Source organism: Snodgrassella sp. W6238H11, from assembly GCF_016100525.1.
GTDB lineage: Bacteria > Pseudomonadota > Gammaproteobacteria > Burkholderiales > Neisseriaceae > Snodgrassella > Snodgrassella alvi.
Genome location: NZ_JACFSH010000009.1, coordinates 1 through 24,415, shown reverse-complemented (window position 1 = coordinate 24,415; position 24,415 = coordinate 1). Strand labels below are relative to the sequence as shown.

Below are 24,415 nucleotides of genomic sequence, written 5' to 3'. Positions count from 1 at the left end.
TTTGGCTATTTTTGCTACTGTATTGAACACAACATCAGATTATCTGATAAAAAAGACTGCCCTGATGGCAGTCTTTTTCGGTGCAACATGTTGCAAATAAGAATTAACGTTTGAACATATTGCCGTATTTCTGATTGAACTTATCCACACGACCGGTAGAGTCAACGATTTTCTGTTTACCTGTGTAGAAAGGGTGACATGCAGAACATACTTCGATATTGAAAGTATCTTTTTCCATTGCGGATTTAGTTACAAAAGTGTTACCGCAAGAGCAAGTCACGGTTATATCATGGTAGTTCGGTTGAATGCTGTTATTCATAATATCGTCCTTGGTTGGCGGGCACAGGGGTTGTGCCTGTACCTCTTGAAACGGATGTTCAGAATCGGGTAATTATACTCGCATGAGTAAGATTTTCAAGTGAATCAGTATATAGCAGCTACTCTTCTTCACGGCTAAAACGATATGAAACGGCCAGATTCCTCACATCCCACTATTTAAGTCTGACATTGCTGTCAAGACCATAATGCATTACAAAAATACACTCAGTCTGAGACTTAAGGCTGTACTATATACAAATTCAGGCACGACGCCAGCTAGTCCCGCCGGCACCATCTTCCAATACAATACCGGCTGCCGTAAGCTCATCACGAATCCGGTCGGATTCAGCCCAGTTACGTTCTGCACGAGCCTGCTGCCGTGCAGCTATCAGCGCTTCTATAGCTGCGCTATCCAGACCCTGAACCGTTTCCCCCACTTCTCCCTGAAGAAAAGCAGCCGGATCACGTTGTAATAAGCCCAGTAAACCTGCCAGCCCTTTCAGACATCCTGCCAGTTTGGCGTCATGTGTTTTATTAATTTCATTAGCCAGCTCAAACAATACTGCTACAGCTTCAACGGTAGCAAAGTCATCATTCATGGCTGCATAAAAACGGCGCGTGTAATCATTTAAGTCAGCATGTACTGCCACTTCTGCCGCAGCTGTATTTTTAAGTGCCGTATATAAGCGGGTTAATGCGCCTTTTGCATCATTCAGATGAGCATCCGAATAGTTCAAAGGGCTGCGATAATGTGCACGCAAAATAAAAAACCGCACAACTTCAGCATCGTATTTCTGCAACACTTCGCGGATAGTGAAGAAATTTCCAAGTGATTTAGACATTTTTTCATTATCCACACGAATAAATCCATTATGTAACCAATATTTAACATGGCTGGCAAAATGATTATGCTCTTCACAGCACCCGTTTTTTTCTGCACCGCAACTCTGAGCAATTTCATTTTCATGATGAGGAAACTGTAAATCAGCACCACCTCCATGAATATCAAAATTTTTACCCAGTAGTGCTTTACTCATGGCAGAACATTCAATATGCCATCCCGGGCGTCCTCTGCCCCACGGGCTGTCCCATGCGGGCTCATGCGGCTTGGCTGATTTCCACAACACAAAATCCAACGGATCCCGTTTATGTCCGTCAACATCAACCCGTTCTCCGGCACGTAAATCATCCAGACTTTTCCCGCTTAACTGACCGTATTGCGGATACTCGCGTACAGCATAAAAAACATCGCCATTATCCGCCATATAAGCCTTATTATTAGCAATGATATCTTCAATCATAGCAATCATTTGCGGGATATATTGCGTAGCTCTCGGTTCGTGGTCTGGCGGCAGTACACCCAAAGCGGCTGCATCTTCGTGCATGGCCTGAATATAGTAATCGGTAAGCTCAGTAATACTAATCCCGCGTTCATTGGCACGGGCAATGATTTTATCGTCTATATCAGTAATATTGCGTACATAATCAAGCTGATAACCCAATTCCCGCAACCAGCGCGCCACCAGATCAAATACAATCATTACTCTGGCATGACCAAGATGGCAATAATCATAAACAGTCATACCACACACATACATACGCACCTGGTGCGGATTAATCGGTGTAAATTCTTGTTTGCTTCTGGTTAAAGTGTTATACAAGCTGAGCATGTCGTTTCCAAATGGCTAAAATGGTAGCACTGTACTAAGGTAATTAGTTTGTATGAGGTTAAACTGGTTGTTTTCAAGATATAACCAGCTTAAAAAGTTAATTATAGTAGTCTGAACGGTACTATAGCCAATAATTATTATGGTCTAAAGCAGTTTTCAACCAAAAACTTATCTTTTTATCATATAGATATAACCATTTTTCTTTTCAGTACATCATATTGCCAAAAAAGCATGACTCTTGCTTTTCTACTATAGAAAGCATAAAACAGAAACTGTGAAAAGCATAATCAAGCTTATATTCAAGAGAAGGAGTAAGTATGACTATCATAAAACCACTGGCTGCACTTGCAGCCGCTACCACCCTTGCTTTAACCGGTTGTGTTACCGATCCGTCTACCGGTCAGTCTCATGCCAGTAAAACAGCAGTATATGGTTTAAGTGGCGCTGCCGTATGCGGCATTGTCGGCGCGATTACTCATAACAGCCGCGGTGCACGTAATGCAGCACTTGGTTGCGGTGCTATCGGAGCCGGTATTGGCGCTTATATGGATTATCAGGAAAAACTGTTACGCCAGAAACTGGCTAATACCAATGTCGAAGTTCAGCGTGAGGGTAATCAGATTAAACTGACTATGCCTGAAAATGTGACATTTGCGACCAATAGTTCAGATTTAAGTGGCGCGGCTACCTCTTCTCTGTCATCTGTGGCTGAAGTACTGGCTAAATATGTAGATACTACCATCACTATTGCCGGATACACTGATAGCACAGGTAATGACAGTATTAACATCCCGTTATCACAGCGCCGTGCACAATCAGTTTCAAATTTCCTGACTTCCCGCGGCGTTGCTTATAACCGTATCAGTGCTAACGGATACGGATCTGCCAATCCTATTGCCAGCAATGCAACTGTTGAAGGACGTGCACAAAACCGCCGTGTGGAAATCCGGTTAAATCCAGTACAGCAGGCTCAGACTACAACCACACAGCAAACTACAACCTACGTTCAGTAATTACTGAATATGCCTGATTGTTTACTACAGCAGCTTCTGCGGTCAGACAATTAAAATTTGGTATATTTATTCAATCAAGCTGCAAATAAAAAAAGCACTTCAACATGAAGTGCTTTTTTTCAGACTGTATTTTATATATCCAGTGAGCGATGCAATTTGGCCTGTCGCTCAATACGTTTATTGATAAACCATTGCTGAGCCAGAGTCAGAATATTATTCGTCAACCAGTAGAGAACCAGCCCTGCCGGGAAGAAGAAAAACATTACAGAGAAAGCTACTGGCATGATTTTCATCATTTTCGCCTGAACCGGATCAGTTGGCGGCGGATTCATGAACGTTTGCAGATACATAGTCAGTGCCATGAGCACAGGCAGAATAAAGTAAGGATCCTGACGGCCTAAATCGGTAATCCAGCCAATCCATGGAGCTCCGCGCAATTCTACCGAAGCAAACAATGCCCAATACAGACCAATAAATACCGGAATCTGCAGCAGCATAGGCAGACAACCGCCAACAGGATTAATTTTTTCCTTTTTATACAGCGACATCATTTCCTGCTGCATACGCATACGGTCATCACCGTACTGATCTTTCAATGCCTGCAAACGCGGAGCTACAGCACGCATCTTGGCCATCGATTTATATGAGGCATGTGTCAGCGGAAACAGAATTGCTTTGACAGTAAGAGTAAGCAGAATAATCGCCCAGCCCCAGTTCTGTACCAGACTGTGCCACCAGTTCAGCAGCCAGAATAAAGGAGAAGAAAACAGCGATACTTTGCCGTAGTCTTTAATCATCTGCAAATGATCGGCTACTTTAGTAATGACAGAATAAATCTGCGGACCAGCATACAGGGAGATACCGAAACTGCCGGTGGAGTTAGCACCAATATCTTTCAACGGTACTCGTACGCCAGCAGAATACAGGCCATCACTGCGTTTTCTGATATCTATCTGGCAGTCACTGGTACCACAAACACTGTTACCTTCTTTCGGCTGCAGAATCCAGGTAGTCATAAAATAATGCTGGGTCATACCAATCCAGCCGGTATTGGTTTTACGCTGATAGTCTGCCTGATCACGACCAGAGGTGTAATCACTATCAAGATCTTTAAAGGCTACTTTTTCAAATTTACCATTCGGGGTATACAGTACTGGACCAGTATAAGTGTGATCGAAATAGCCTGTACCTTCAGGTTCCTTATCATCCCGCAGTACCCGGTAAGCTACATCCATTTGTAATGGCTGAGCATTGTGATTGGCAATTTCATAGCGCAGCCCGATCAGGTAACTGCCTTTAGTAAACGTATAAATTTTACTAACCTGTACACCGTTTTGTTCGGCAGCAGTCAGGCGCACATCCAGTTTGTCACCATTAAGCGTGTACTGTTTTTGCGCAGCTGTAAATGCCAGGTCTTTAAACTGATAGTCACCCTGACGGTTTAATAATACCGACTGGGCAACATACTGATGACCATTTGCACCATTATCCAGCAATACAAAAGGCTTGCTGGCATCACTGGTGGCCTTGTATTTATTGAGAGTTAGCTGGCGTAAATCGCCGCTTTTTTCATCAATAACAGCCTTAACAGTATCAGTAGTCACTGTTACCGGCTCTGTTTTACTCAGAGCACTCTCGGCAACAACACCAGTAGAAGAATTGCTGTTACTGGTGGATGATGTTTGTTGTGCAGCTGGCTGTTTTTCGGGTTGCGGGTATAATTTTTCCCAACCCAGCAAAATCGCCATGGTCAGCACAAAAAATATCAATAATCGTTTGAAATCCATAGTGTATTCCGTCTACTCGCTAAGGAAGAGGGTCGTGACCGCAACCACCCCATGGATGACAGCGGCAAATACGCTTTATCGCCAGCCAGCTACCTTTCATTACCCCGTATTTCTGCAGTGCCAGTATGGCATATTGCGAACAGGTCGGGGTGTAGCGGCATCGCGGTGGTAACAGCGGGCTGATGGCATACTGATAGAACCGGATCAGACCCAGCAATAAATATCTCATTGCGAAGATGCTTTACACCTGTCAGCTGTAATAAGCAGCTGCTGTAAAGTCCTGACTACGCCAGCGTACTCAGCATGCCGGAACGGCTGGCGTACACGAATGATTATATCTACCGGCGGCAATTCATGCTTATGCAGGCGAAACCACTCGCGTATTAAGCGTTTCATATAATTGCGCCGGTTAGCACGTTTGGCAACTTTTTTGGCTACTATCAGCCCCAAACGCGGGAAACCTAAACTATTGCGTGCCTGAAAAACCTGAATCCAGGCACGGCTTTTTTGGCAACGTAATGCAAAAACGGATGAAAAATCATCCGTTTTTAATAGGCGATATTTTTTGCCAAAATGATAATCCATTCTTGTTCTTACACAGCCAAACGTTTACGGCCTTTGGCACGACGGGCAGCCAGTACAGCACGTCCGCCACGGGTTTTACTGCGAACCAGAAAGCCATGAGTGCGTTTGCGGCGGGTAACGGATGGTTGATAAGTACGTTTCATAATTTATTCCCGAATTAACTTTAAATAAAACGTAGCATTACACAACAAGAACAGCACTTTGTCAATCAATATAATCTATAGCAAAGCTTTACGGGAGCTGTGCTGGTATAAAGTGCAAATCATGGTCAGAAATTTGTTTATTGCGTATAATTAGCATAATAGGCACTTATTGTTTCCAGCCTTCAGCCAGCTCCGATTGACAGATAAATTTAAGCTTCACGAATGACCCTGACAGAATTTTGGCCTCAGTGCCTATTGCAATTAAAACAAAGCTTACCTTCTCAGCAATACCAAATGTGGATTGCACCATTAACTGTGGGCGAAGAAAATGGCAATTGGGTTATTTTTGCGCGTAATACTTTTACCTTCAATCATATCCGCGAGCGTTTCTGGCCGGCTATCGAAAGTGCCAGACAATCTGTTCTGCCAGACGGCAGCACACCATTAATTCTGAAAATCGGACAGGGACTATCTCTGCAGGCTGCCACTGAGGCAATACCGGCAGAAAACAATTCACCGACTAAGGCTGCAGAACCAGCCTTAAATGTCGCTGAACAGCCGGCTGATACTAAACCAGATTCAGTTGATAGCAATAAAATTCCTTCTGAAATTTCAGCCAAACCACAGACAACGGCAAAACGTACCGAATCTGCTCAGGACATTATTGCCAAACGCCTGCGAAACACCCAAACCAAAAGCGCAAGTGCTACTGCCGAAATAAAAGAAAACAGCAAACAGACCGCCACAGAAAAACCTGAGGCTGTTGAATCAGTGGCTACCTCTGATTCAGCACATGAAAACGGTAAAAAATCCCGTTATACTGATACCAACCTTAATCCTGAACATACTTTTGCTGCTCTGGTACAAGGTAAAGGGAACCGTCTTGCTCACGCTGCTGCGCTGTCGATTGCAGAAAATCCCGGCAATAGCATGTACAACCCGTTTTTTATCTATGGCAGTACCGGTCTGGGTAAAACCCACCTGGTACAGGCTATTGGCAACCAGCTGTTTGCCACCGACAACAAAGTAAAAATACGCTATATTCATGCTGATGAATTCATTCGCGGCATCATGAATGCATTCCACGCCAAATCTTTTGATGCCATGCGCCAGCAATATCAGCAGGTAGACTTACTGATTATGGATGACGTACAGTTTATTGCCGGTAAAGACCGTACCATGGAAGAGTTTTTTTACGTCTATAACCATTTAATTGACGAAAAAAAACAAGTTATCCTTACCTGTGATACGCTGCCTACTCATATAGACGGCATGGACGATCGCCTGAAATCCCGCTTCTCATGGGGGCTGAGTCTGGAACTGGAACCGCCGGAGCTGGAAATGCGCGTAGCCATTTTGCAGAAAAAAGCTGAGCTGGCTCAGGTGAAGCTTGAGGACGAAGCTGCATTTTTTATTGCCAAACATATTCGTAGTAACGTGCGTGAACTGGAAGGTGCATTCAAGCGAGTAGTAGCACAAAGCCGTTTTGCCAGCCGCCCGATTGATGTAGGGCTGGCTACTGAAGCATTACAGGATATTCTGGCTGTTAACCATAAACCCATGACCCTGGAACACATTCAGAATACGGTAGCAAAATTTTATGGGATTACCATTAGTGATATGGTAGGGAAAAAACGTACCCGGAATCTGGCCCGACCGCGCCAGATGGCCATGACCCTGGCAAAAGAACTTACTCCGCTTAGTTTACCCGCTATTGGCAGCGGATTTGGTGGCCGCGACCATACCACAGTTATGCATGCGGTAAAAAGTATCTCCAAACTCCGCAAGGATGATGCTGAAACAACCAAAGCGTATGAAACCTTAATGATGATTTTGCGAGATTAAACCAAGGAACAAAATATGCTGATATTACAAGCAGAACGTGACAGTTTACTCAAACCGCTGCAGGCAGTAACCGGTATTGTAGAGCGTCGTCATACATTACCGATATTATCTAATGTATTACTGGAAAACCATCAGGGGCAAATCAAGATTCTGGCAACCGATCTGGAAATTCAGATCGATACCATCGGCCCCAAAAGCGAAGCAGAAGATTTTCGCATTACCACCAATGCCAAAAAACTGCAGGATATCCTGCGGGCTTTACCGGCCGGCGCAATCGTTTCTCTGGACTGGAATAACAACCGTCTGGTGCTGAAAGCAGGCAAAAGCCGTTTTAATCTGCAAACCCTGCCGGCAGAAGATTTTCCATTAATGAGTGTGGGCGAAAATATTGATGCCAGCTTCAGCCTGCCACAGGAAACATTTCGTGAAATGCTGTCTCAGGTACAATACAGCATGGCCATTCAGGATATCCGCTATTATCTGAATGGTCTGCTGATGCAGACAGAAGGCAATCAGCTGCGTCTGGTCGCTACAGACGGACATCGTCTGGCCTATGCAGCCTGCAATATAGAAGCAGATTTACCCAAAGCAGAAGTTATTCTGCCGCGTAAAACTGTGCTGGAACTCTTTAAACTGCTTACCTTCCCCGAACAGCCAATCACCATTGAACTGCTGAACAATCAGGTACGTTTCCGTTGTAATGACACCATTATTGTTTCTAAAGTCGTGGATGGTAAATTTCCGGATTACAACCGGGTTATTCCACTGGATAACGATAAAATCTTTCTGGCCAACCGAACCGAGCTGCTGGGTGCACTGGAACGCGCAGCCATTCTTGCCAATGAAAAATTTCGCGGTGCCCGCCTGCAAATCCAGCCCGGATTACTAAGCGTGACCTGTAACAATAACGAACAGGAAGAAGCCCGTGAAGAGCTGGAAATTGCCTATCAGGGAGATACACTGGAAGTCGGTTTTAATATCAACTATCTGATGGATGTATTGCGTAATTTACATGCAGAAGATTTACAACTTGCTTTTGGTGATGCAAACCGTTCAACACTGTTTACCATCCCGAACAATCCCAACTTTAAGTATATAGTTATGCCTATGCGGATTTAAACATCCATGCACTCTTAAATCCGGTTACTGCCGTACGCCAGCTTTCTGTTTTTAATAGTTCAGTCTGGTTTACGGCAGTTTATTATTTACAATCAGCATTCTTATCCTTCAATAAACATCAGATAAAACATAATCTTAAATATAACAAAGGACTGAAAAAAAACCGTTTTTATGCTATAATAAGTTTTTGGTTTATTGCCCTCAAACAGGCCTGTTATACAGTTATACCGCTAACATTTTTTATAATTAATAACAGTTATAAATGACCTTTAACAGCATAACCGCTGCCAAGTTTAGTAAAGAATTCTTATGATAGATCAACACCCTGAAGATTACAGTGCCGACAGTATCAAAGTATTAAAAGGTTTGGATGCTGTTCGCAAACGTCCCGGTATGTACATTGGTGATACTCAGGATGGCACGGGTTTACATCATATGGTATTCGAAGTTCTGGATAATGCCATTGATGAAGCACTGGCCGGATACTGTGATCATATTACCGTAGCAGTTAATGCCGACAACTCCATTACTATTGAAGACAATGGCCGTGGCATTCCTACCGATATGCATCCGGAAGAACATCGCTCAGCAGCTGAAGTAATCATGACCATTCTGCATGCCGGAGGTAAGTTTGATAACAACAGTTATAAAATTTCCGGTGGTCTGCATGGTGTAGGGGTCTCTGTAGTTAATGCACTTTCTGACTGGCTCCGTCTGACCATCTACCGTAATCACAAAGAACATTTTGTAGAATTTCGTCACGGGGATGCAGTTGCTCCGCTGGCTGTTGTCGGCGATACCGACAAACAGGGTACACGTGTTCAGTTTCTGGCCAGTACCGAAACCTTTGGTAATATCGATTACCATTTTGATATTCTGGCCAAACGCATCCGGGAGTTATCTTTCCTGAACAACGGCGTCAGTATTGAACTCTTTGACAAACGTGATGGCAAACACGAAAACTTCGCATTCAGCGGTGGTGTAGCCGGCTTTGTACAATACATGAACCGGAATAAAACAGCTCTGCACAATAAAGTTTTCTATGCCAATGGTGAAAAAGATGGCATGAGCGTGGAATGTGCCATGCAATGGAACGACAGTTATCAGGAAAACGTGCAGTGTTTCACCAATAATATTCCGCAACGCGATGGCGGCTCCCATTTAACCGCCCTGCGTCAGGTTATGACCCGAACCATCAACAACTACATTGAAGCCAATGAAGTTGCCAAAAAAGCCAAAGTAGATACTAATGGCGATGATATGCGTGAAGGTTTAACCTGCGTATTGTCTGTTAAACTGCCTGACCCGAAATTTTCTTCACAAACCAAAGACAAACTGGTTTCCAGTGAAATAGGTCCCGTAGTTAATGAAGTACTCGGTAAAGCCTTGTCTGAATTTCTGGAAGAAAATCCTGCAGAGGCAAAAATCATCACAAGCAAAATTGTTGATGCCGCGCGTGCACGTGAAGCAGCGCGCAAAGCACGCGAAATTACCCGCAGAAAAGGGGTAATGGATGGTCTGGGGCTGCCGGGCAAACTGGCAGACTGCCAAGAAAAAGATCCCGCTTTATCAGAATTATATCTGGTCGAAGGTGACTCGGCAGGCGGTTCTGCCAAGCAAGGCCGTGATCGTAAATTTCAGGCCATTTTGCCCTTAAAAGGTAAAATCCTGAATGTAGAAAAAGCCCGTTTTGAAAAAATGCTTGCCAGTCAGGAAGTTGGTACTTTAATCACTGCACTGGGTGCCGGTATAGGCAAAGAAGAATTTAACCCGGAAAAATTGCGTTATCACCGCATAATTATCATGACCGATGCGGATGTAGACGGCGCGCATATCCGTACCCTGTTGCTTACCTTCTTCTACCGGCAAATGCCTGAACTGGTTGAACGCGGTTATGTGTATATTGCTCAGCCACCATTGTATAAAGTGGAATATGGCAAAAAAGACAACTACCTGAAAGACGAGTTCGAAAAAGATCAGTTCATGCTCAGTCTGGCATTGAATAATGCTCAATTAATTATTGGCGAAAATACTCTTGAAGGTAATGCTCTGGCCGAAATCGCCAAACAATTGATTCTGGCACAAAGTATGATTGCGCGTGAAAGCCGTATCATTGACAACAATGTACTAAATTCCCTGCTTCTCTGGAATGAGAATCTGGATTTAAGCACTGTAAGCAGTGCAGAAAAAGCTGTGCAAACATTAACCGCACTGGTTAATGACGACAACCTCAAACTGGAACGCATTGGTGCAGATGATGAAGTACAAATGATCAAAATTACTCGTCAGTTGCATGGAAATCATATGGTCAGCTATCTGGATCAAAAATTTGTTGAAAGCCGCGCCTATCAGATTATCCGGCAGACAGCGGCCACTTTAAACGGTATTGCTGACGTACCAATTGAAGTCATTAAAGGTAATATGACTACCACTGTAACCGGCTTTGCCCAGGCACTGGAATTACTGATGGATTTAGCACAGGAAAAAATTAACATTCAGCGTTATAAAGGTCTGGGTGAAATGAATCCCGAACAATTATGGGAAACTACGATGGATCCTTCAGTACGCCGTTTGCTGAAAGTCAGAATCGAAGATGCGATGGCAGCAGATGATGTATTTGTTACCCTGATGGGTGACGAAGTTGAACCTCGTCGTGCATTTATCGAAAACAACGCTCTAAATGCTCAGGTTGATATTTAGTTTTTAAATACCTAAAAAAGGATGGCATTGTCTGCCATCCTTTTTTCTATACAAAAATATTCTGCAGTTGATTATCCGGATAATATCAGCCCTTAACACAGATAACCTGACGTAACTGGTGCTTGATTTCCACCAATTCCTGTTGTGCCTGCATTACTGCTTCAATATCTTTATATGCCATAGGAATTTCATCAATAACTTCAGCATCTTTACGGCATTCTACATGAGCCGTAGCCTGCATCTGGTCAGCAACAGTAAATTTCCGTTTAGCTTCACCACGACTCATAACTCTGCCTGCACCGTGAGAACAGGAATGAAAACTTTCTGCATTCCCCCGCCCCTGCACAATATAACTTTTTGTTCCCATAGAACCCGGAATAATTCCCAGTTCACCTTCTCGTGCAGAAACAGCCCCTTTACGCGTAACAAAAACATTCTTACCGAAATGGTGCTCTTTCTGTACATAATTATGGTGACAGTTTACAGTTTGTAAATGCGTGGTAAACGGCACATTGATTACTTTGCGTATAGCAGCGATAGTATTGTGCATCATCACTTCACGATTTAAACGGGCAAATTCCTGTGCCCAGTGCACCGCTTTCAGATAATCATTACAGTATTCGGTTCCTTCTACTAAAAACGCCAGATCATTATTAGGCAAATAGGTATCAATGAAATATTTTTTCATTTCCTTTTTAGCCAGCTCACTAAAATATTTACCTATTGCACGACCAATACCGCGTGAACCACTATGCAGCATTATCCATACGCGATCACACTCATCCAGACAAACTTCAATAAAATGATTACCGCTACCCAAGGTTCCCAAATGACTATAACTATTCGCTTTTAAAAAACACGGATATTTACTAGTCAGTTTTTCAAATCCGGGCAAAAGCTGCTGCCAGTACTCCTGTACAATCGGTGGCGGATTTTGCCAGCTTCCTTTATCGTACTTTTCATTATTGGGTGTGGAACCATGCGGTACCGCCTTTTCTATAGCCAGACGTAATGGCATTAAATCTTCCGGCAGATCCTGAGCGGTAAGTGACAGCTGTACCGCCATCATTCCACAACCAATATCCACGCCGACAGCAGCCGGAATAATCGCACCAGCAGTCGGAATCACACTCCCGATAGTAGAGCCTTTTCCCAGATGCACATCTGGCATAACCGCAATATGCTTAAAAATAAAAGGTAATTGTGCAGTTTCGAGCAATTGTTTTTTAGCCACATCTTCTACCGGCACACCTTTTGTCCACATTTTTACCGGACGTGTTTTATTTTCTTTTAATACTTCAAATTCTTGCTTTTGCATTTTTAACTTCCATTATTTTTTAGCAAATTAATTAGCGGATGTATGCTATTGCGCCTGAATATTAATCAAACCATGCAATAACTGATCCAAACCGCCTACAACTGAAATCTTATCGATTCGTTCAGCAATTCTTTCCAGTGTTTCCATTTCTTTTAAGCGTAAAGCAACCGGATTATTTTCCATTACCCGGGCTGTATTCAGTAAGGAACGGGTAGCAGAAGTTTCTTCCCGCCGGCGGATAACATTCGCCTGTGCAGATTTTTCTGCTTCTACTACTTGTGCCAGAATGGTTTTCATGTCTCCCGGTAAAATAATATCTTTTACGCCAACACTGACCGTTTCGATTCCATAACCCGTCATATGCATCTGCATATGAGCATTCACCACCTCGTCGATTAAATTTTTGTTTTCCAACAATTCATCCAGACTGCGAGTACCAATCGCTTCCCGTAATGCAAATTGTAATTGCCGGTACAATAACTCCATTGGCTGCGCAATTCTGGCAAACGCCTTTAACACATCGGTGTAACACCAGCTGGCTACCAGATTAATACGCAGATTGACTTTATCCCGGGTTAAAATTTCCTGACCGGATATTTCCACTGTCTGCAAACGTGTATCGACAATTTCGACACTGATTTCACGATTAAAACGCCAGTAAGCAGTAATACCTGCATTAAGCAGCTGTTCTACTTTACCATTAACTTTTAATACGCCAACATGATATGCCGGTACCTGTGCAATCAATACACTACTATCGCCTGTCACTTCTTTTTTACGTAATTTTGGCTGTAACAGCTGCTGTACCATTTGCTCAGAAAGCTGAAAATCGTCAGTCAGCTCAATAAGCTGCATATGCTGCTTGCAGTTATTCTGCCAGTACAATCGTTTGGTTCCCGGAGGCAGAATTTCTACCAGTAAATCATCTTCAAAACGTAAACCGGTCTGATTAGCACCTACCTGCATCTGAATACAGAATTGTGCCATCTGCTGCGGGGCATTTTGTTCAATTGTTGCCGCCAGCAAATCATCAATACGGTTATCCTGTAGTTTGAATTTACCCAGTACCAGCTTATGTTTGAATTCACACAAACCAATTACGGATTTAGGCGGAATAATCTGTACAAACTGATTATCAACAAACAGCGTACCAATTTGCTCATCGATAAAATAATGCAGTTTGATGTGATCGATACCTTCAATTAATCTGCCGGTATTTTTTGCCTGAATAATTTCCATAGCAACTTCATCAGACAACCGGTACCCTTGCTCCAAAGTTACTTTTTTAATTGCCTGTTCTTTATAACTCTTCCAGTACAATGCTTTAGTAGAGGGTTGAATAATCTCTACCAGCATTTGTTCTTCATAACGCAGCACAATCTCATTATCAGCCACATTGACATAATGACAATATTTTTCTACCAGCTGCGGATAAAAATTGAGCAGTTTTTCCGCGATAGCCGGTTCAATCTTAGTATCAGCTAAATCCACCAGATAATGAGTAATGTTGACAAAAGGATTCCAGAAAATATGCCGGCCTGCGGTAACAATAGTATTAATTTCACCGCGTTTGGTGACAACGGCCAGCTCACCTTTTTTCACATTAATTATATTCAACATATTAAATCTCCTTTTTGGCAGCCAGCAAAGAGAAGAGACACAATCAAACGGATTAAGTAACGAAATAACAGGGGAAAAACTGATATCTTTAAACATTCAACTAACTGCTTATGGCTCATCAATTTTTTGCCTGCTATCCGGTTTTTTTACCCGGACAGAATCATTAATCCGTTTATTCTGTGCGGTTAACCGGTTTTTTCGTGTCTTAGCTTTACTGCTTTGCTTATTTCCCTTTACTGGCTGGTATTGCTCAAACAACAAATTATTACAATATGGCTTTTGAAACAGGAGTCGAACCCGTGACAGATTGGTTTGGTACCAATTGCTCTACCTCTGAGCTATTCAAAAAATTTCCATCGGAAGGAAACGTCTTTCATACCGGGGAATACATGTTGATAATGCGAATAAATCAGTCTTTCGATTAATTTAATTCCATTCGCTATGTACCCTACTGCCGTAAAAAACAGTATGTATTTCAGACAATATCCTTATTGCAATTACCGTACCAAGTCCATAAATTTCTAAAATAAAATAATTAAAATATTGTTTTTAAAATAAAAATAAATAAATAAATTTATTTTCAATAAATTATTTTTATTTTTATTTTCGTATTTTTTTATAAAATATTATATAATTTTATTTAATTTTATATAACTAATAATAAATAATGGACAAGAAAAATATCGTATTCAGTTTTTTAGGCAATGTACTTGACCAGCGGGGCAAAGGAAAAAAACGCTGGACACGCTGGCGCCCTACTATTGATATCTGTAATCATCCGGAATGGCCGATCTATCGTCTGGAACTGATTTATCACACTCAGGACAGCAAACTACTCGAAGAAATTATTCTGGATATTAAAACCATTGCCCCGGATACACAGGTTAATCCGATTCCGGTTCAGATACAGGATCCATGGGATTTTGAAGAGGTGTATACCTGTTTACTGGATATCGCCAAAAACTATACTTTTAATAATGAACAAGAAAATTATTATCTGAATATTACCACCGGCACCCATGTAATGCAGATCTGCTGGTTCTTACTAGCAGAATCACGTTTTTATCCTGCTAGACTTTTACAATTATCGCCGCCGGCCAGACCGTCTGCATCGCCGGAAAACCTTGCCGCAGAACCTATAGCAAACCCGCCACAGTGCCCCAGCGGACAAATAAATATAATCGACCTGAATCTGAATCGTTACGACCAGATTCTGACCCGCTTTCAGCAATATGCTACTCAGGCAACAGAACTGCTCAAATCAGGTATAGCGACAAAAAACCGGCATTACAATCAGCTAATCAGCGAAATAGAACAGGTTGCCAGCCGCTCTCATGCGCCTATTTTGCTATGCGGCCCCACTGGTGCCGGTAAATCTTTTCTTGCCCGGCAAATTTACCGGCTTAAACTGAACCAGCATCAGATTACCGGACAATTCGTAGAAATTAACTGCGCTACCCTGAGTAGCGATAATGCCATGTCTACACTGTTCGGGCACATCAAAGGTGCATATACCAGTGCCAGTCTAAGCAGAAACGGCTTACTCAGACAGGCGGATAACGGTGTTTTGTTTCTGGATGAAATCGGAGAACTGGGGCTGGATGAACAGGCTATTCTCTTAAAGGCGATTGAGGAAAAACAATTTTATCCGCTAGGTGCAGACAAACTGGTATCCAGTAACTTTCAACTAATTGCCGGAACCAACAAAGATTTAAAACAGGCAATTATCCGCGGTACTTTTAGAGAGGATTTATACGCACGTATCAATTTATGGAGTTACCAGCTACCGGGACTTGCCGAACGTAAAGAAGATATCGAACCGAATATTGATTTTGAGCTGGCACGATTTGCGCAGGAGTACGGTACCATGCCGCGTTTTAATCAGCAATCCAGAGACCGTTATATTCAGTTTGCCACATCGGCTATGGCAACATGGCCGGGTAATTTCCGTGAGCTCACTGCTTCCATTACCCGTATGGCCACTTTATCCATACAAGGAAACATCACACTGGAACAAGTTGAAAATGAAATCCGGCGTTTACAGATGCACTGGCAGCAGGTAGTTTTTTCTGATGCGCTGATTCCGGCTGAAATTGATGAATTTGACCGGTATCAGCTGGAAAAAGTCATTGAAGTATGCCGGAAAAGCCGAACTTTATCCGAAGCCGGACGGTATTTGTTTGCAGTGTCCAGAGCACAAAAACAGCGCGCCAATGATGCTGACAGACTGAAAAAATATCTGGCCAAATTTGATTTAAGCTGGGAGCAGATAAAGGACAGCACCAGTAGAAGCAATTAATGCTTTCTCCTGCCTGTGATCATTATTTCTTATGAGATTCAGCCGCTATTATACGAAATAAAATACACAAAAATACATTATTTATTTATCATATTAAGCAGACGGGTTCGTGTTTGTATTAATATATCTATTTGTTGTTCAATCTTTTCTAACGTCAGATTAATATTTTTCAGGTAAATTTCACAAGACTCAAATTTACTGTTTTGCTCATGCCAGCAAGGCAGTATTTGCCGGATAATTTTTAACGAAAAACCGGCATTATTGAGCTGCTGAATCAATTTTACTCTTTCTACATCTGCCTGCTGGTATTCACGGTATCCGGATTGTGTACGGGCAGGTGTCAGCAATTTTTCCTGTTCATAATAGCGCAGCATTCTGGGACTGATTGCACTTTTTCTGGCTAATTCACTGATTTTCATTTTTACTCTGTTGACTTTAACACTACTGTGAAACTTTATCATTATTCGCACAACCCACAAACTGAAAGAAAGAAAATGATTAAGTTAACCATGTTAGTAAAACGCCTGCCCAATATTACTTATGAAGAATTTGACCAATACTGGATCGAGCATCATGCTCCGCTAGTGGCTTCTGTGCAAAACGTTTTAAATATTACCCGCTATGTACAAACCATTTCGCACCGTTATCCCGAGCTGGATAAAATAATACAAAACGGGCGTCAGTCTCAAAATTTTGTTTTTGACGGTATGGCTGAAATATGGTGGCAGAATCTGGAAAGCATGCAGAAAAACCGGTCTTCACCAGAAGCTGTAAAGGCATTAAACGCATTAATGGAAGATGAAAAGCGCTTTGTTAATCACACACAATCAGTTGTCTGGTATGCAACAGAACGCCTGATTATTAGCAACACTAATTATCAGACAATGACATTGCACTGAAGCAGAACGCCAGGCAAAAAACTTGCCTGGCGGCAAAACAGCAGGCAGGCAAATAAATAAAACTAGAAACATTTACGTATGAATTCCGGTATTGCGTTAACACACCATGCGCTGCAATAATTTTTTAAAATCTTCTCCTACCAGAGGATGTTTCATACCATAGGCCACTGTTGCTTCCAGATAACCAAGCTTATCACCGCAATCATAACGTCTGCCGGCAAAAGCATACGCAATCATTTTCTGTTCAGTCAGCAACCGTGCAATAGCATCAGTCAGCTGAATTTCTCCACCAGCACCCAGCGGTAAATTAGTCAGAAAATCAAAAATTCGTGCAGACAAAATATAGCGCCCAACCACACCCAGATGTGAGGGTGCTTCATCTGGATGTGGTTTTTCGACAATACTCTTTACATAATCAAAATCATTCTGATGATTAATCTCGACAATACCGTAAGCACCCGTCTGCAGTGGATCAACATTTTCTACACCAATGACATTACAACCCGTATGGTAATACGCATTCATCATCTGGCTCAACGCACCTGGTTGTGCATCAATCAAGTCATCTGCCAGCACCACAGCAAAGGCTTCTTTACCCACTGCTGCCCGACTGCATAAAACCGCATGCCCCAACCCCAGTGCGGCCGGCTGGCGAATATACAGACAAGTCACATTGGGCGGCAGAATATCCTGCACAAAATCAAGCAATTTATTCTGATTGCGGTAAGCCAGCTCTGTTTCCAGTTCATAAGCCTTATCAAAATGATCTTCAATACAGCGTTTATTCCTGCCGGTAATAAATACCAGTTCAGTACAGCCGGCAGCAACAGCCTCTTCTACCGCATACTGAATCAGTGGTTTATCCACTATCGGCAACATTTCTTTCGGGCTGGCTTTAGTAGCCGGTAAAAACCGTGTCCCCATGCCGGCCACCGGAAAAACACACTTACGGATTGGTTCAGCTTTCATTCAGATTTACTCTTTAATTCCCAGCATAGTCATTAATGCAGCCTGATCCAGTATAGTAACACCAAGTGCCTCAGCTTTGGATAGCTTGCTGCCCGCTTCTGCTCCGGCCACCACAAAATCAGTTTTTTTCGATACACTGCCGCTCACTTTACCACCGGCTTCTTCAATATGCTGCTGTGCCACTTCACGTGACCAGTCTGGTAAAGTACCGGTTAACACAAAAGTTTTGCCGGCTACAGCTTCATTAACCGATGACGTCTTTTCCTCCGTCTCTCCGCTAAGCAGCTGTTCACGTAACTCAATTGTCTTTTGCAGTAATTCATGATTTTCAGGCTGACTGCACCATTGCTGCCAGCTTTCCGGCAAGGCTTTATCAGTTAACAGTTGTGACCAGTCCTTACCCGCCAGTTGCCACAACTTCTGTGCCCGTGCTTCCGTTAAACTAGCGCCGGGTAAACGAGCCAGTATTCGCTCAGGAGTAAAGTATTTACCCAGCGGTGTGCGACGTGTTTCTGTCTGCGGTTGCACACCGGCATCAAGTAATTCCTGCAATTGACTGGTCTGATCTTCCTGACTAAAAAAATAGGCTACCGAATGTGCTACCACCTTACCGATATCCGGCAAGCAGGCCAGTAACGGCTCAGTAGCCTGAGTAAGCGTAGCCAAATCACCGAAAGCCTGTGCCAGCTGTTTTGCTGTACGCTCACCAACATGAAAAATACCCAAAGCATAAATTAAATTAGCCAGAGGACGCTGCCGGCTGGCCTGAATACCGGCCAGAATATTTTCAGCCCATTTGGATGGCTGCTGTTTGCCTGCTTTATCAGTTGCAGATAATTCCAGTTCATTTGTCACCGACTCTGCAGAGCTTTCCCCTGCTTCCTGTTTAGCCTGCTGTTTCATTGCCAGCAAATCGGCCAATTGCAAATGATAAACATCAGCAAAATGACTGACTCTGCCCTGTGTTACTAACTGTTCAATCTGCCGGTCACCGAGATTTTCGATATCCATGGCGCGACGTGAAGCAAAGTGAATTAGCGACTGCACCCGCTGAGCATGACACAGCATTCCGCCACTGCAACGAGCCACTGCTTCGCCCTCTTCACGAACAATTTCATGACCGCAAACCGGACAATTTTCTGGCATACGGAACGGCGGATATTTCGGTACAGCTTCAGGCGGAGTAAGCAAATCTGCCGCCGGTTTTTCCACCATCGGACGCTGTGCCAGCACCACAGATACAATTTCAGGAATAACATCTCCGGCACGGCGCACAATAACAGTGTCACCCTCACGTACATCCTTGCGCTGTGCTTCACCTTCATTATGCAAAGTTGCATTGGTAACTGTAACACCACCTACAAATACCGGCGTCAGCCGCGCTACTGGTGTTACTGCACCGGTACGTCCCACCTGTACATCAATAGCCTCTACCGTAGTCAGCATTTCCTCTGCCGGAAATTTTTGGGCAATAGCAAAACGCGGAGCACGGGCTACATAGCCAAGCTGCTCCTGCTGAGCCAGATTATCCACTTTAATCACTACACCATCGATGCCAAACGGCAAATCCGCACGTATCTGAAAAATATGCTCATAAAAAGCCAGCACCTTCCCGATATCAGCCTGATAGCACAAATTATCCTGTGGCGGTACAGTCAGCCCCAAACGAGCCAGCAATGCCAGCTCTTCGCTGTGGCTGTTTACCGCAAAACGCTCATCCAATCTGGCAATTCCGTAGGCATAGAAATGCAAGCGCCGGCGTGCCGTTATTTTCGGATCCAGCTGGCGTAAACTGCCAGCCGCTGCATTACGCGGATTGGCAAAAGTTTTCTGATTTTCCGCCTGCTGATGTGCATTAAGCCGGTCAAAATCGGCTTTAAGCATCAGCACTTCACCGCGTACCTCCAGCACATCCGGTAACTGATCACCCTGCAGACGCAATGGAATATTAACAATAGTGCGCGCATTCTGAGTAACATCCTCGCCGGTATATCCATCTCCGCGCGTAGATGCCTGTACCAGCAGACCGTCACGATACAACAAACTGATTGCCAGACCGTCAAACTTTGGTTCAACAATATATTCGGGCTCAGCACCAAGACCATCACGTACCCGTTTATCAAAAGCATACATCTCACTATGGTCGAATTGATTATTATCATTCAGTGGTGAAAATGCATTGTTCAGTGACAGCATCGGAATCTGGTGCACCACAGCAGTAAATTTTTGCTGTGCCTGCCCGCCTACACGTATACTCGGGCTATCCGGCTGCCGCCATTGCGGATATTGCTCTTCCAGAGCCTGCAACTGGCGGAATAACCGGTCATATTCCGCATCCGGCACAGTAGGTGCATCCAGATCATAATACTCATGCGCATAACGATTGAGCAGAGCGGTTAAATCAATAATTTGCTGTTCGCTTACTGAATCCATTACAGCTATCCTTCAGGAAAAGGAAAAAGAAATGGCAAACCCCATTCTGCGGCTTGCCATCTCTTTATAAAATTAAAATATTCAGGCAATATCAGGAAAACAGTCTTTTGGCCAGTTCACTTCCAGGCTCCAGATCAACCTGCTTCATTTCCTTTTGCCGGTCAACTACATAGCGGCGTACCTCACGCAACCACTCTGTGGATAACTCTTCCACTTTATCATTAACCAGATCCAGACCCAGCTGACTGGATAATTTCACAGCCATATCCATAAACTGATCAAAACATTTCTCGCCGTTTGGTATATGTACTATATCAAACAACATACTGAATCCGCGATAATTTTGATTTGCTAACAAAGTAGAGGTAAAAGGTGTGTTATCCAGCGTAACAATATTAAACAAAGGCTCGCCATCAGTATCTGCATAAAAAAATGCACCATCATGCCCCAGCTCAAAGCCCTGTTTCTCAACCGCAGAACGCAGCTCCATTCCGCTGACGTTCGTACGTGATACCAGATGAATCGCAATTGTCTGGTCAACCCTTGCGCATAAATCATCCAGTGGACGCGCCACATCCAGAAAAGTATTAATATCCGTTAACAGCAGCTGACCATCCATCTGCTCGGCGAAACGATTGGCCTGTTCGCCAAAATGCGCCAGCTCTTCATGAGTAAGCAGACCACTGCGGCTGATTGCCTGCAGACCAACCACAAAACCCTGATAATAAACACTGGGAATCGGTTCAGCTATCTGGTAACGGTCATCCATCGTACAGCCCACCAACCGGAAACGGGAACGGCTGCTCAATCGCGGCATTGCATGTAATTCTTTCGGCTGATACAACGCAATATAGGCCAGATAATCAAAACGTACATCAAACCACGGTAGCGGCTGTTTAGACATATCCCGCACATCCAGCAAAGCTTTACGTCCCTTTACCGGAACCGTGCGTGATAATGGCGCCATATCAATATGTGCTGCTGAATTTTCCGGTGTTGCAACATTATCAGGAGCAAAAGATGCCGCTTGCGCAGCAGACACATTCTCTTCTTCAGAAACTGTGTCATCAATAACTTTTTCATCAGTGGCCGAAGTCTCAGATTGTTCGACGGATGAATCATCAGTTTTATTTACTTCCTCAGCCGGCGGCACAGTTTTAGTGTTCATTACAGACTGAGCCTCCGCACCATCTCGTACTGAATTTACCTGACTGTCCAGTAAAGCATCTTTATTGGCATGCCCGAACTGTTCGCGCAATTGTTTGCGGTATTGGCTTTCCTGATAAATATTATAGGCCAGTACCAACAGAATAATCGCAGCACCTATCACCAGCACAATCATTACAGAATCACTCATTACATTCCTACCAGACAATTTGCGAAAACCGCAACTTAATTAACAGTTGAATGGAATTATAACTAAAAATACCCCTGCCGGCAGCCATAAACTACAAAAGCCACTGATATTCTGTCACTATCGGTAAACCATTACTGCGCAGCATATCCCATTCAAAAAAATGCCCCGGATCCGACTTTCGTCCCGGTGCCACATGCTGATGGCCGGTAATCGCCTGAATCGGATAATGCGCACACAGCATCTGCAATAATGCATACAACTGCGTATACTGAGATGGCGTAAACGGTTCGAAATCACAGCCTTCAAGCTCAATTCCGATCGAAAACGCATTACAGCCATCCCTGCTGTTAAAACGTGATATCCCGGCATGAAAAGCCGCGTCATCACAGGAAACAAACTGAATTATCGTTCCGTCCCGTTCCAGCAGAAAATGGCTGGATACCCGCAATCCGGTTAATGAACGCATAAAATCATCCGGTTCAGCAGCATCAATCTGATTAGTGAACAAACGCTGTACTGCCTGCTGCCCGTATTCAAACGGTGGTAAAGAAATATTGTGCAATACCACCAGCGATACCTCAGTCTGTGCCGGACGCCGGCTGAAATTCGGTGACGGTACATGAATACATTGCTGTAACCAGCCATCTTTCCATACCGGCTTTTGTTCACCCTGCATCCTCTTCACCCTTGTAATAAAAGTGTTTACCTTAATACAGCTCTTATCCGACGTCTACTTTTTGTGAAGAATCAGACAGAAATCCAAGATAAGCAATCGTTTCCTGTGTGTATTCTGAAAAAAGAAAAAATGACCTTATTAAACATACAGAATTTCAAAATCATACTTGTGCAACTAGAAAATAACTAATTTTTCCAACAAATAAACAGCCACATAGATAAGAGAATACAGAAAACACTTGCCAAGCCGGCATATATCTGGTTTAATGCGCACTCTTCCCCGATGGCCAGATAGCTCAGTCGGTAGAGCAACGGACTGAAAATCCGTGTGTCGGCAGTTCGATCCTGCCTCTGGCCACCATTAATAACCGCTGAATGCGGTTATTTTTTTAACTGCATAAAAACAAAAATTCAATTTTTTTCCTTAAATAAATCTTATAAATATTCAATTCCGGTATTGATTTTCTAATTACGCAACATTATCTAAACCATTTTTATTAATAAATTTGTGATATAATAATTAAAAATTATTAAATATTTGTTAATTTAAATTAAAAAATAACGAATAAAACAAACATCAACAGAAAAAATTACTATGGGACAGGCATACTGGGCAGCCCGTGAAGGGGACATTCTTTTACATACTTCATTACTGGCTGATATTATTGGCGCTGCTGTTGAAGTGGTTTGTGAAACCGTCTTAGCGGGTGCATGCTTTGGCGCAGCAGTATTATTAATCGGTAGTGCCGGTACTGCTGCATGTGTTGTAGGAGTTATTGCTAGCGTTGTTGCTTCCATAGTATTAGAAAAAAAAATCACACAAGCTGGAGATTTTGTCAGCAGCTTATTGTCACCATCCGAAGATGGCAGGATTAAAACTGGCTCCCAAAATACTCACACCAATAGCTTACCTTCCGCCCGTGCTGCCGGCATAGTAAAAAAAGCAGAAACCGAACAGGCACCGCAACAGCCTGAAAGTTTTATCGATATAGCCGGTAACATACTCTGGGGTTTAGGGCAGGCTGTAAGCGACTTTTTCAGACCTACCGTTGCCTCTCCGGATCCGAATACAACTGAACCCAGAGAAGACGATAAAATTATTTGTAAGAAGCATCCGTCTTTTGAGCCCGGGCCTGGTACCAACAGTGTTGTCAGTGCTGTTATAGAAGCCATCTCCGGAGCGCCAGAATATATGGCCGAAGGCTCTAAAAAAGTCTACATCAACAGCCAGCCGGCAGTACGCAGCAATGACCGCAGTACCTGCGAAGCCAAAGTCACCGATGACTACAAAGGTGGTATCAAAGTCTCTAACAATGTACGTATCGGCGGAGAGTCTGTTGTTGTCCGCGAAATTAAAAGCGGCAAACATCCCATTGCCCTGATAGCCACCATTGCAGCACTGTTTTTCCGAAAAGGAAAATTGATTTCCAAATTAGGTCGATTTGCAGAGTGTTTTATTAAAGCTGCTGCTATTGGTTATATTGTCTCAAAAGCTATAGAACCCTTCAGAGGTAATCCGGTTCATCTGCCAACCGGTGCCAAACTCCTATTCGGTCCCGAAGAGCTCGACTTCTCCCTGCCGGCTCACCTGCCCTTCGAATGGCAGCGTTTCTACAGCAGCGTCGACACCCGCACCCACAACATGTTCGGTGCCGGCTGGAGTGT

The 24,415-nt window shown here is 43.4% G+C and carries 20 protein-coding genes and 2 tRNA genes; 8 read left to right on the top strand and 14 right to left on the bottom strand.

Going from position 1 to position 24,415, the window contains the following annotated elements; all coding sequences use genetic code 11:
* Nucleotides 1-103 precede the first annotated feature (103 nt).
* Both rpmE and cysS read right to left on the bottom strand, forming a co-directional pair.
* Nucleotides 104-319: a 50S ribosomal protein L31 gene (rpmE, locus tag H3V00_RS10720; protein ID WP_037394224.1), complete on the bottom strand. Its 216-nt coding sequence runs from the start codon at nucleotides 317-319 to the stop codon at nucleotides 104-106.
* A 259-nt stretch (nucleotides 320-578) separates the two neighbouring features.
* Nucleotides 579-1,988: a cysteine--tRNA ligase gene (gene cysS / locus H3V00_RS10715; protein WP_198208038.1), complete on the bottom strand. Its 1,410-nt coding sequence runs from the start codon at nucleotides 1,986-1,988 to the stop codon at nucleotides 579-581.
* Nucleotides 1,989-2,305: 317 nt separating this feature from the next.
* Between cysS and H3V00_RS10710 the strand changes: the two genes are divergently transcribed.
* Nucleotides 2,306-3,001, top strand: a complete 696-nt coding sequence (locus H3V00_RS10710; RefSeq protein WP_084586009.1) for an OmpA family protein — start codon at nucleotides 2,306-2,308, stop codon at nucleotides 2,999-3,001.
* Nucleotides 3,002-3,132: 131 nt separating this feature from the next.
* Here H3V00_RS10710 and yidC read toward each other — a convergent pair whose 3' ends face one another.
* The 4 genes from yidC to rpmH are packed head-to-tail and all read right to left on the bottom strand — an operon-like array spanning nucleotide 3,133 to nucleotide 5,516.
* Nucleotides 3,133-4,788: a membrane protein insertase YidC gene (yidC, locus tag H3V00_RS10705; RefSeq protein ID WP_198208040.1), complete on the bottom strand. Its 1,656-nt coding sequence runs from the start codon at nucleotides 4,786-4,788 to the stop codon at nucleotides 3,133-3,135.
* A 19-nt stretch (nucleotides 4,789-4,807) separates the two neighbouring features.
* Nucleotides 4,808-5,017, bottom strand: a complete 210-nt coding sequence (gene yidD, locus H3V00_RS10700) for a membrane protein insertion efficiency factor YidD (RefSeq protein WP_198208042.1) — start codon at nucleotides 5,015-5,017, stop codon at nucleotides 4,808-4,810.
* Nucleotides 5,014-5,373, bottom strand: coding sequence for a ribonuclease P protein component (gene rnpA, locus H3V00_RS10695; protein WP_037394212.1), 360 nt, complete (start codon nucleotides 5,371-5,373; stop codon nucleotides 5,014-5,016). The genes yidD and rnpA overlap by 4 nt, the downstream gene beginning before the upstream one ends.
* An 8-nt stretch (nucleotides 5,374-5,381) precedes the next feature.
* Nucleotides 5,382-5,516 (bottom strand): 50S ribosomal protein L34, encoded by a 135-nt coding sequence (gene rpmH, locus H3V00_RS10690; RefSeq protein WP_004283944.1) that lies wholly within the window; start codon nucleotides 5,514-5,516, stop codon nucleotides 5,382-5,384.
* Between the two features lie 222 nt (nucleotides 5,517-5,738).
* On the opposite strand from rpmH, the gene dnaA reads away from it, so the two are divergent.
* The 3 genes from dnaA (at nucleotide 5,739) to gyrB (ending at nucleotide 11,180) form a co-directional block, all read left to right on the top strand.
* Nucleotides 5,739-7,361 (top strand): chromosomal replication initiator protein DnaA, encoded by a 1,623-nt coding sequence (gene dnaA / locus H3V00_RS10685; protein WP_198208044.1) that lies wholly within the window; start codon nucleotides 5,739-5,741, stop codon nucleotides 7,359-7,361.
* Nucleotides 7,362-7,376: 15 nt separating this feature from the next.
* Entirely contained in the window at nucleotides 7,377-8,480 is a 1,104-nt protein-coding gene (gene dnaN, locus H3V00_RS10680) for a DNA polymerase III subunit beta (RefSeq protein WP_025331544.1), read from the top strand.
* Between the two features lie 309 nt (nucleotides 8,481-8,789).
* Nucleotides 8,790-11,180: a DNA topoisomerase (ATP-hydrolyzing) subunit B gene (gyrB, locus tag H3V00_RS10675; RefSeq protein WP_037394204.1), complete on the top strand. Its 2,391-nt coding sequence runs from the start codon at nucleotides 8,790-8,792 to the stop codon at nucleotides 11,178-11,180.
* Between the two features lie 85 nt (nucleotides 11,181-11,265).
* On the opposite strand, the gene H3V00_RS10670 is transcribed toward gyrB, so the two are convergent.
* The 3 genes from H3V00_RS10670 to H3V00_RS10660 form a co-directional block, all read right to left on the bottom strand.
* Entirely contained in the window at nucleotides 11,266-12,498 is a 1,233-nt protein-coding gene (locus H3V00_RS10670) for an RtcB family protein (RefSeq protein ID WP_037394202.1), read from the bottom strand.
* Nucleotides 12,499-12,543: 45 nt separating this feature from the next.
* On the bottom strand, nucleotides 12,544-14,118 hold the full coding sequence (locus H3V00_RS11510) for a slipin family protein (RefSeq protein ID WP_232335738.1): 1,575 nt from the start codon (nucleotides 14,116-14,118) through the stop codon (nucleotides 12,544-12,546).
* A gap of 273 nt (nucleotides 14,119-14,391) precedes the next feature.
* Nucleotides 14,392-14,466, bottom strand: a tRNA-Trp gene (locus H3V00_RS10660).
* A gap of 319 nt (nucleotides 14,467-14,785) precedes the next feature.
* Here H3V00_RS10660 and rtcR point away from each other — a divergent pair.
* The gene (rtcR, locus tag H3V00_RS10655) at nucleotides 14,786-16,417 is read left to right on the top strand and encodes an RNA repair transcriptional activator RtcR (protein WP_198208046.1); all 1,632 of its coding nucleotides are present in this window, start codon (nucleotides 14,786-14,788) and stop codon (nucleotides 16,415-16,417) included.
* A gap of 77 nt (nucleotides 16,418-16,494) precedes the next feature.
* Here the strand turns inward: rtcR and H3V00_RS10650 are convergent, their stop codons facing one another.
* Nucleotides 16,495-16,836, bottom strand: a complete 342-nt coding sequence (locus H3V00_RS10650) for a MerR family transcriptional regulator (RefSeq protein ID WP_198208048.1) — start codon at nucleotides 16,834-16,836, stop codon at nucleotides 16,495-16,497.
* Between the two features lie 75 nt (nucleotides 16,837-16,911).
* Here H3V00_RS10650 and H3V00_RS10645 point away from each other — a divergent pair, with 75 nt between their 5' ends.
* Nucleotides 16,912-17,316, top strand: coding sequence for an EthD domain-containing protein (locus tag H3V00_RS10645; protein ID WP_198208050.1), 405 nt, complete (start codon nucleotides 16,912-16,914; stop codon nucleotides 17,314-17,316).
* Nucleotides 17,317-17,412: 96 nt separating this feature from the next.
* Here H3V00_RS10645 and galU read toward each other — a convergent pair whose 3' ends face one another.
* From galU to ampD, 4 genes are all read right to left on the bottom strand, one after another.
* On the bottom strand, nucleotides 17,413-18,285 hold the full coding sequence (galU, locus tag H3V00_RS10640; RefSeq protein ID WP_096765929.1) for a UTP--glucose-1-phosphate uridylyltransferase GalU: 873 nt from the start codon (nucleotides 18,283-18,285) through the stop codon (nucleotides 17,413-17,415).
* A 6-nt stretch (nucleotides 18,286-18,291) separates the two neighbouring features.
* On the bottom strand, nucleotides 18,292-20,718 hold the full coding sequence (gene ligA, locus H3V00_RS10635; protein WP_198208052.1) for an NAD-dependent DNA ligase LigA: 2,427 nt from the start codon (nucleotides 20,716-20,718) through the stop codon (nucleotides 18,292-18,294).
* A 91-nt stretch (nucleotides 20,719-20,809) separates the two neighbouring features.
* Nucleotides 20,810-22,060: a cell division protein ZipA C-terminal FtsZ-binding domain-containing protein gene (locus H3V00_RS10630; RefSeq protein ID WP_198208062.1), complete on the bottom strand. Its 1,251-nt coding sequence runs from the start codon at nucleotides 22,058-22,060 to the stop codon at nucleotides 20,810-20,812.
* Nucleotides 22,061-22,166: 106 nt separating this feature from the next.
* Nucleotides 22,167-22,751 carry a 1,6-anhydro-N-acetylmuramyl-L-alanine amidase AmpD gene (ampD, locus tag H3V00_RS10625; RefSeq protein ID WP_198208054.1) on the bottom strand — a complete coding sequence of 195 codons (585 nt, stop codon included), beginning with the start codon at nucleotides 22,749-22,751 and terminating at the stop codon, nucleotides 22,167-22,169.
* A 284-nt stretch (nucleotides 22,752-23,035) separates the two neighbouring features.
* Between ampD and H3V00_RS10620 the strand changes: the two genes are divergently transcribed.
* Nucleotides 23,036-23,111, top strand: a tRNA-Phe gene (locus H3V00_RS10620).
* A gap of 234 nt (nucleotides 23,112-23,345) precedes the next feature.
* Nucleotides 23,346-24,415: DUF6531 domain-containing protein (locus H3V00_RS10615; protein WP_198208056.1), on the top strand; the 1,070-nt coding region annotated here is incomplete at its 3' end.

Coding starts and splice junctions, on each gene's coding strand:
- dnaN (WP_025331544.1), top strand. CDS start 7,377: ATGCTGATATTACAAGCAGAACGTGACAGTTTACTCAAACCGCTGCAG.
- galU (WP_096765929.1), bottom strand. CDS start 18,285: ATGAAAGCTGAACCAATCCGTAAGTGTGTTTTTCCGGTGGCCGGCATG.
- H3V00_RS10645 (WP_198208050.1), top strand. CDS start 16,912: ATGATTAAGTTAACCATGTTAGTAAAACGCCTGCCCAATATTACTTAT.
- yidC (WP_198208040.1), bottom strand. CDS start 4,788: ATGGATTTCAAACGATTATTGATATTTTTTGTGCTGACCATGGCGATT.
- cysS (WP_198208038.1), bottom strand. CDS start 1,988: ATGCTCAGCTTGTATAACACTTTAACCAGAAGCAAACAAGAATTTACA.
- H3V00_RS11510 (WP_232335738.1), bottom strand. CDS start 14,118: ATGTTGAATATAATTAATGTGAAAAAAGGTGAGCTGGCCGTTGTCACC.
- H3V00_RS10630 (WP_198208062.1), bottom strand. CDS start 22,060: ATGATTGTGCTGGTGATAGGTGCTGCGATTATTCTGTTGGTACTGGCC.
- H3V00_RS10710 (WP_084586009.1), top strand. CDS start 2,306: ATGACTATCATAAAACCACTGGCTGCACTTGCAGCCGCTACCACCCTT.
- rpmE (WP_037394224.1), bottom strand. CDS start 319: ATGAATAACAGCATTCAACCGAACTACCATGATATAACCGTGACTTGC.
- H3V00_RS10650 (WP_198208048.1), bottom strand. CDS start 16,836: ATGAAAATCAGTGAATTAGCCAGAAAAAGTGCAATCAGTCCCAGAATG.
- yidD (WP_198208042.1), bottom strand. CDS start 5,017: ATGAGATATTTATTGCTGGGTCTGATCCGGTTCTATCAGTATGCCATC.
- ligA (WP_198208052.1), bottom strand. CDS start 20,718: ATGGATTCAGTAAGCGAACAGCAAATTATTGATTTAACCGCTCTGCTC.
- H3V00_RS10670 (WP_037394202.1), bottom strand. CDS start 12,498: ATGCAAAAGCAAGAATTTGAAGTATTAAAAGAAAATAAAACACGTCCG.
- rnpA (WP_037394212.1), bottom strand. CDS start 5,373: ATGGATTATCATTTTGGCAAAAAATATCGCCTATTAAAAACGGATGAT.
- rtcR (WP_198208046.1), top strand. CDS start 14,786: ATGGACAAGAAAAATATCGTATTCAGTTTTTTAGGCAATGTACTTGAC.
- dnaA (WP_198208044.1), top strand. CDS start 5,739: ATGACCCTGACAGAATTTTGGCCTCAGTGCCTATTGCAATTAAAACAA.
- gyrB (WP_037394204.1), top strand. CDS start 8,790: ATGATAGATCAACACCCTGAAGATTACAGTGCCGACAGTATCAAAGTA.
- rpmH (WP_004283944.1), bottom strand. CDS start 5,516: ATGAAACGTACTTATCAACCATCCGTTACCCGCCGCAAACGCACTCAT.
- ampD (WP_198208054.1), bottom strand. CDS start 22,751: ATGCAGGGTGAACAAAAGCCGGTATGGAAAGATGGCTGGTTACAGCAA.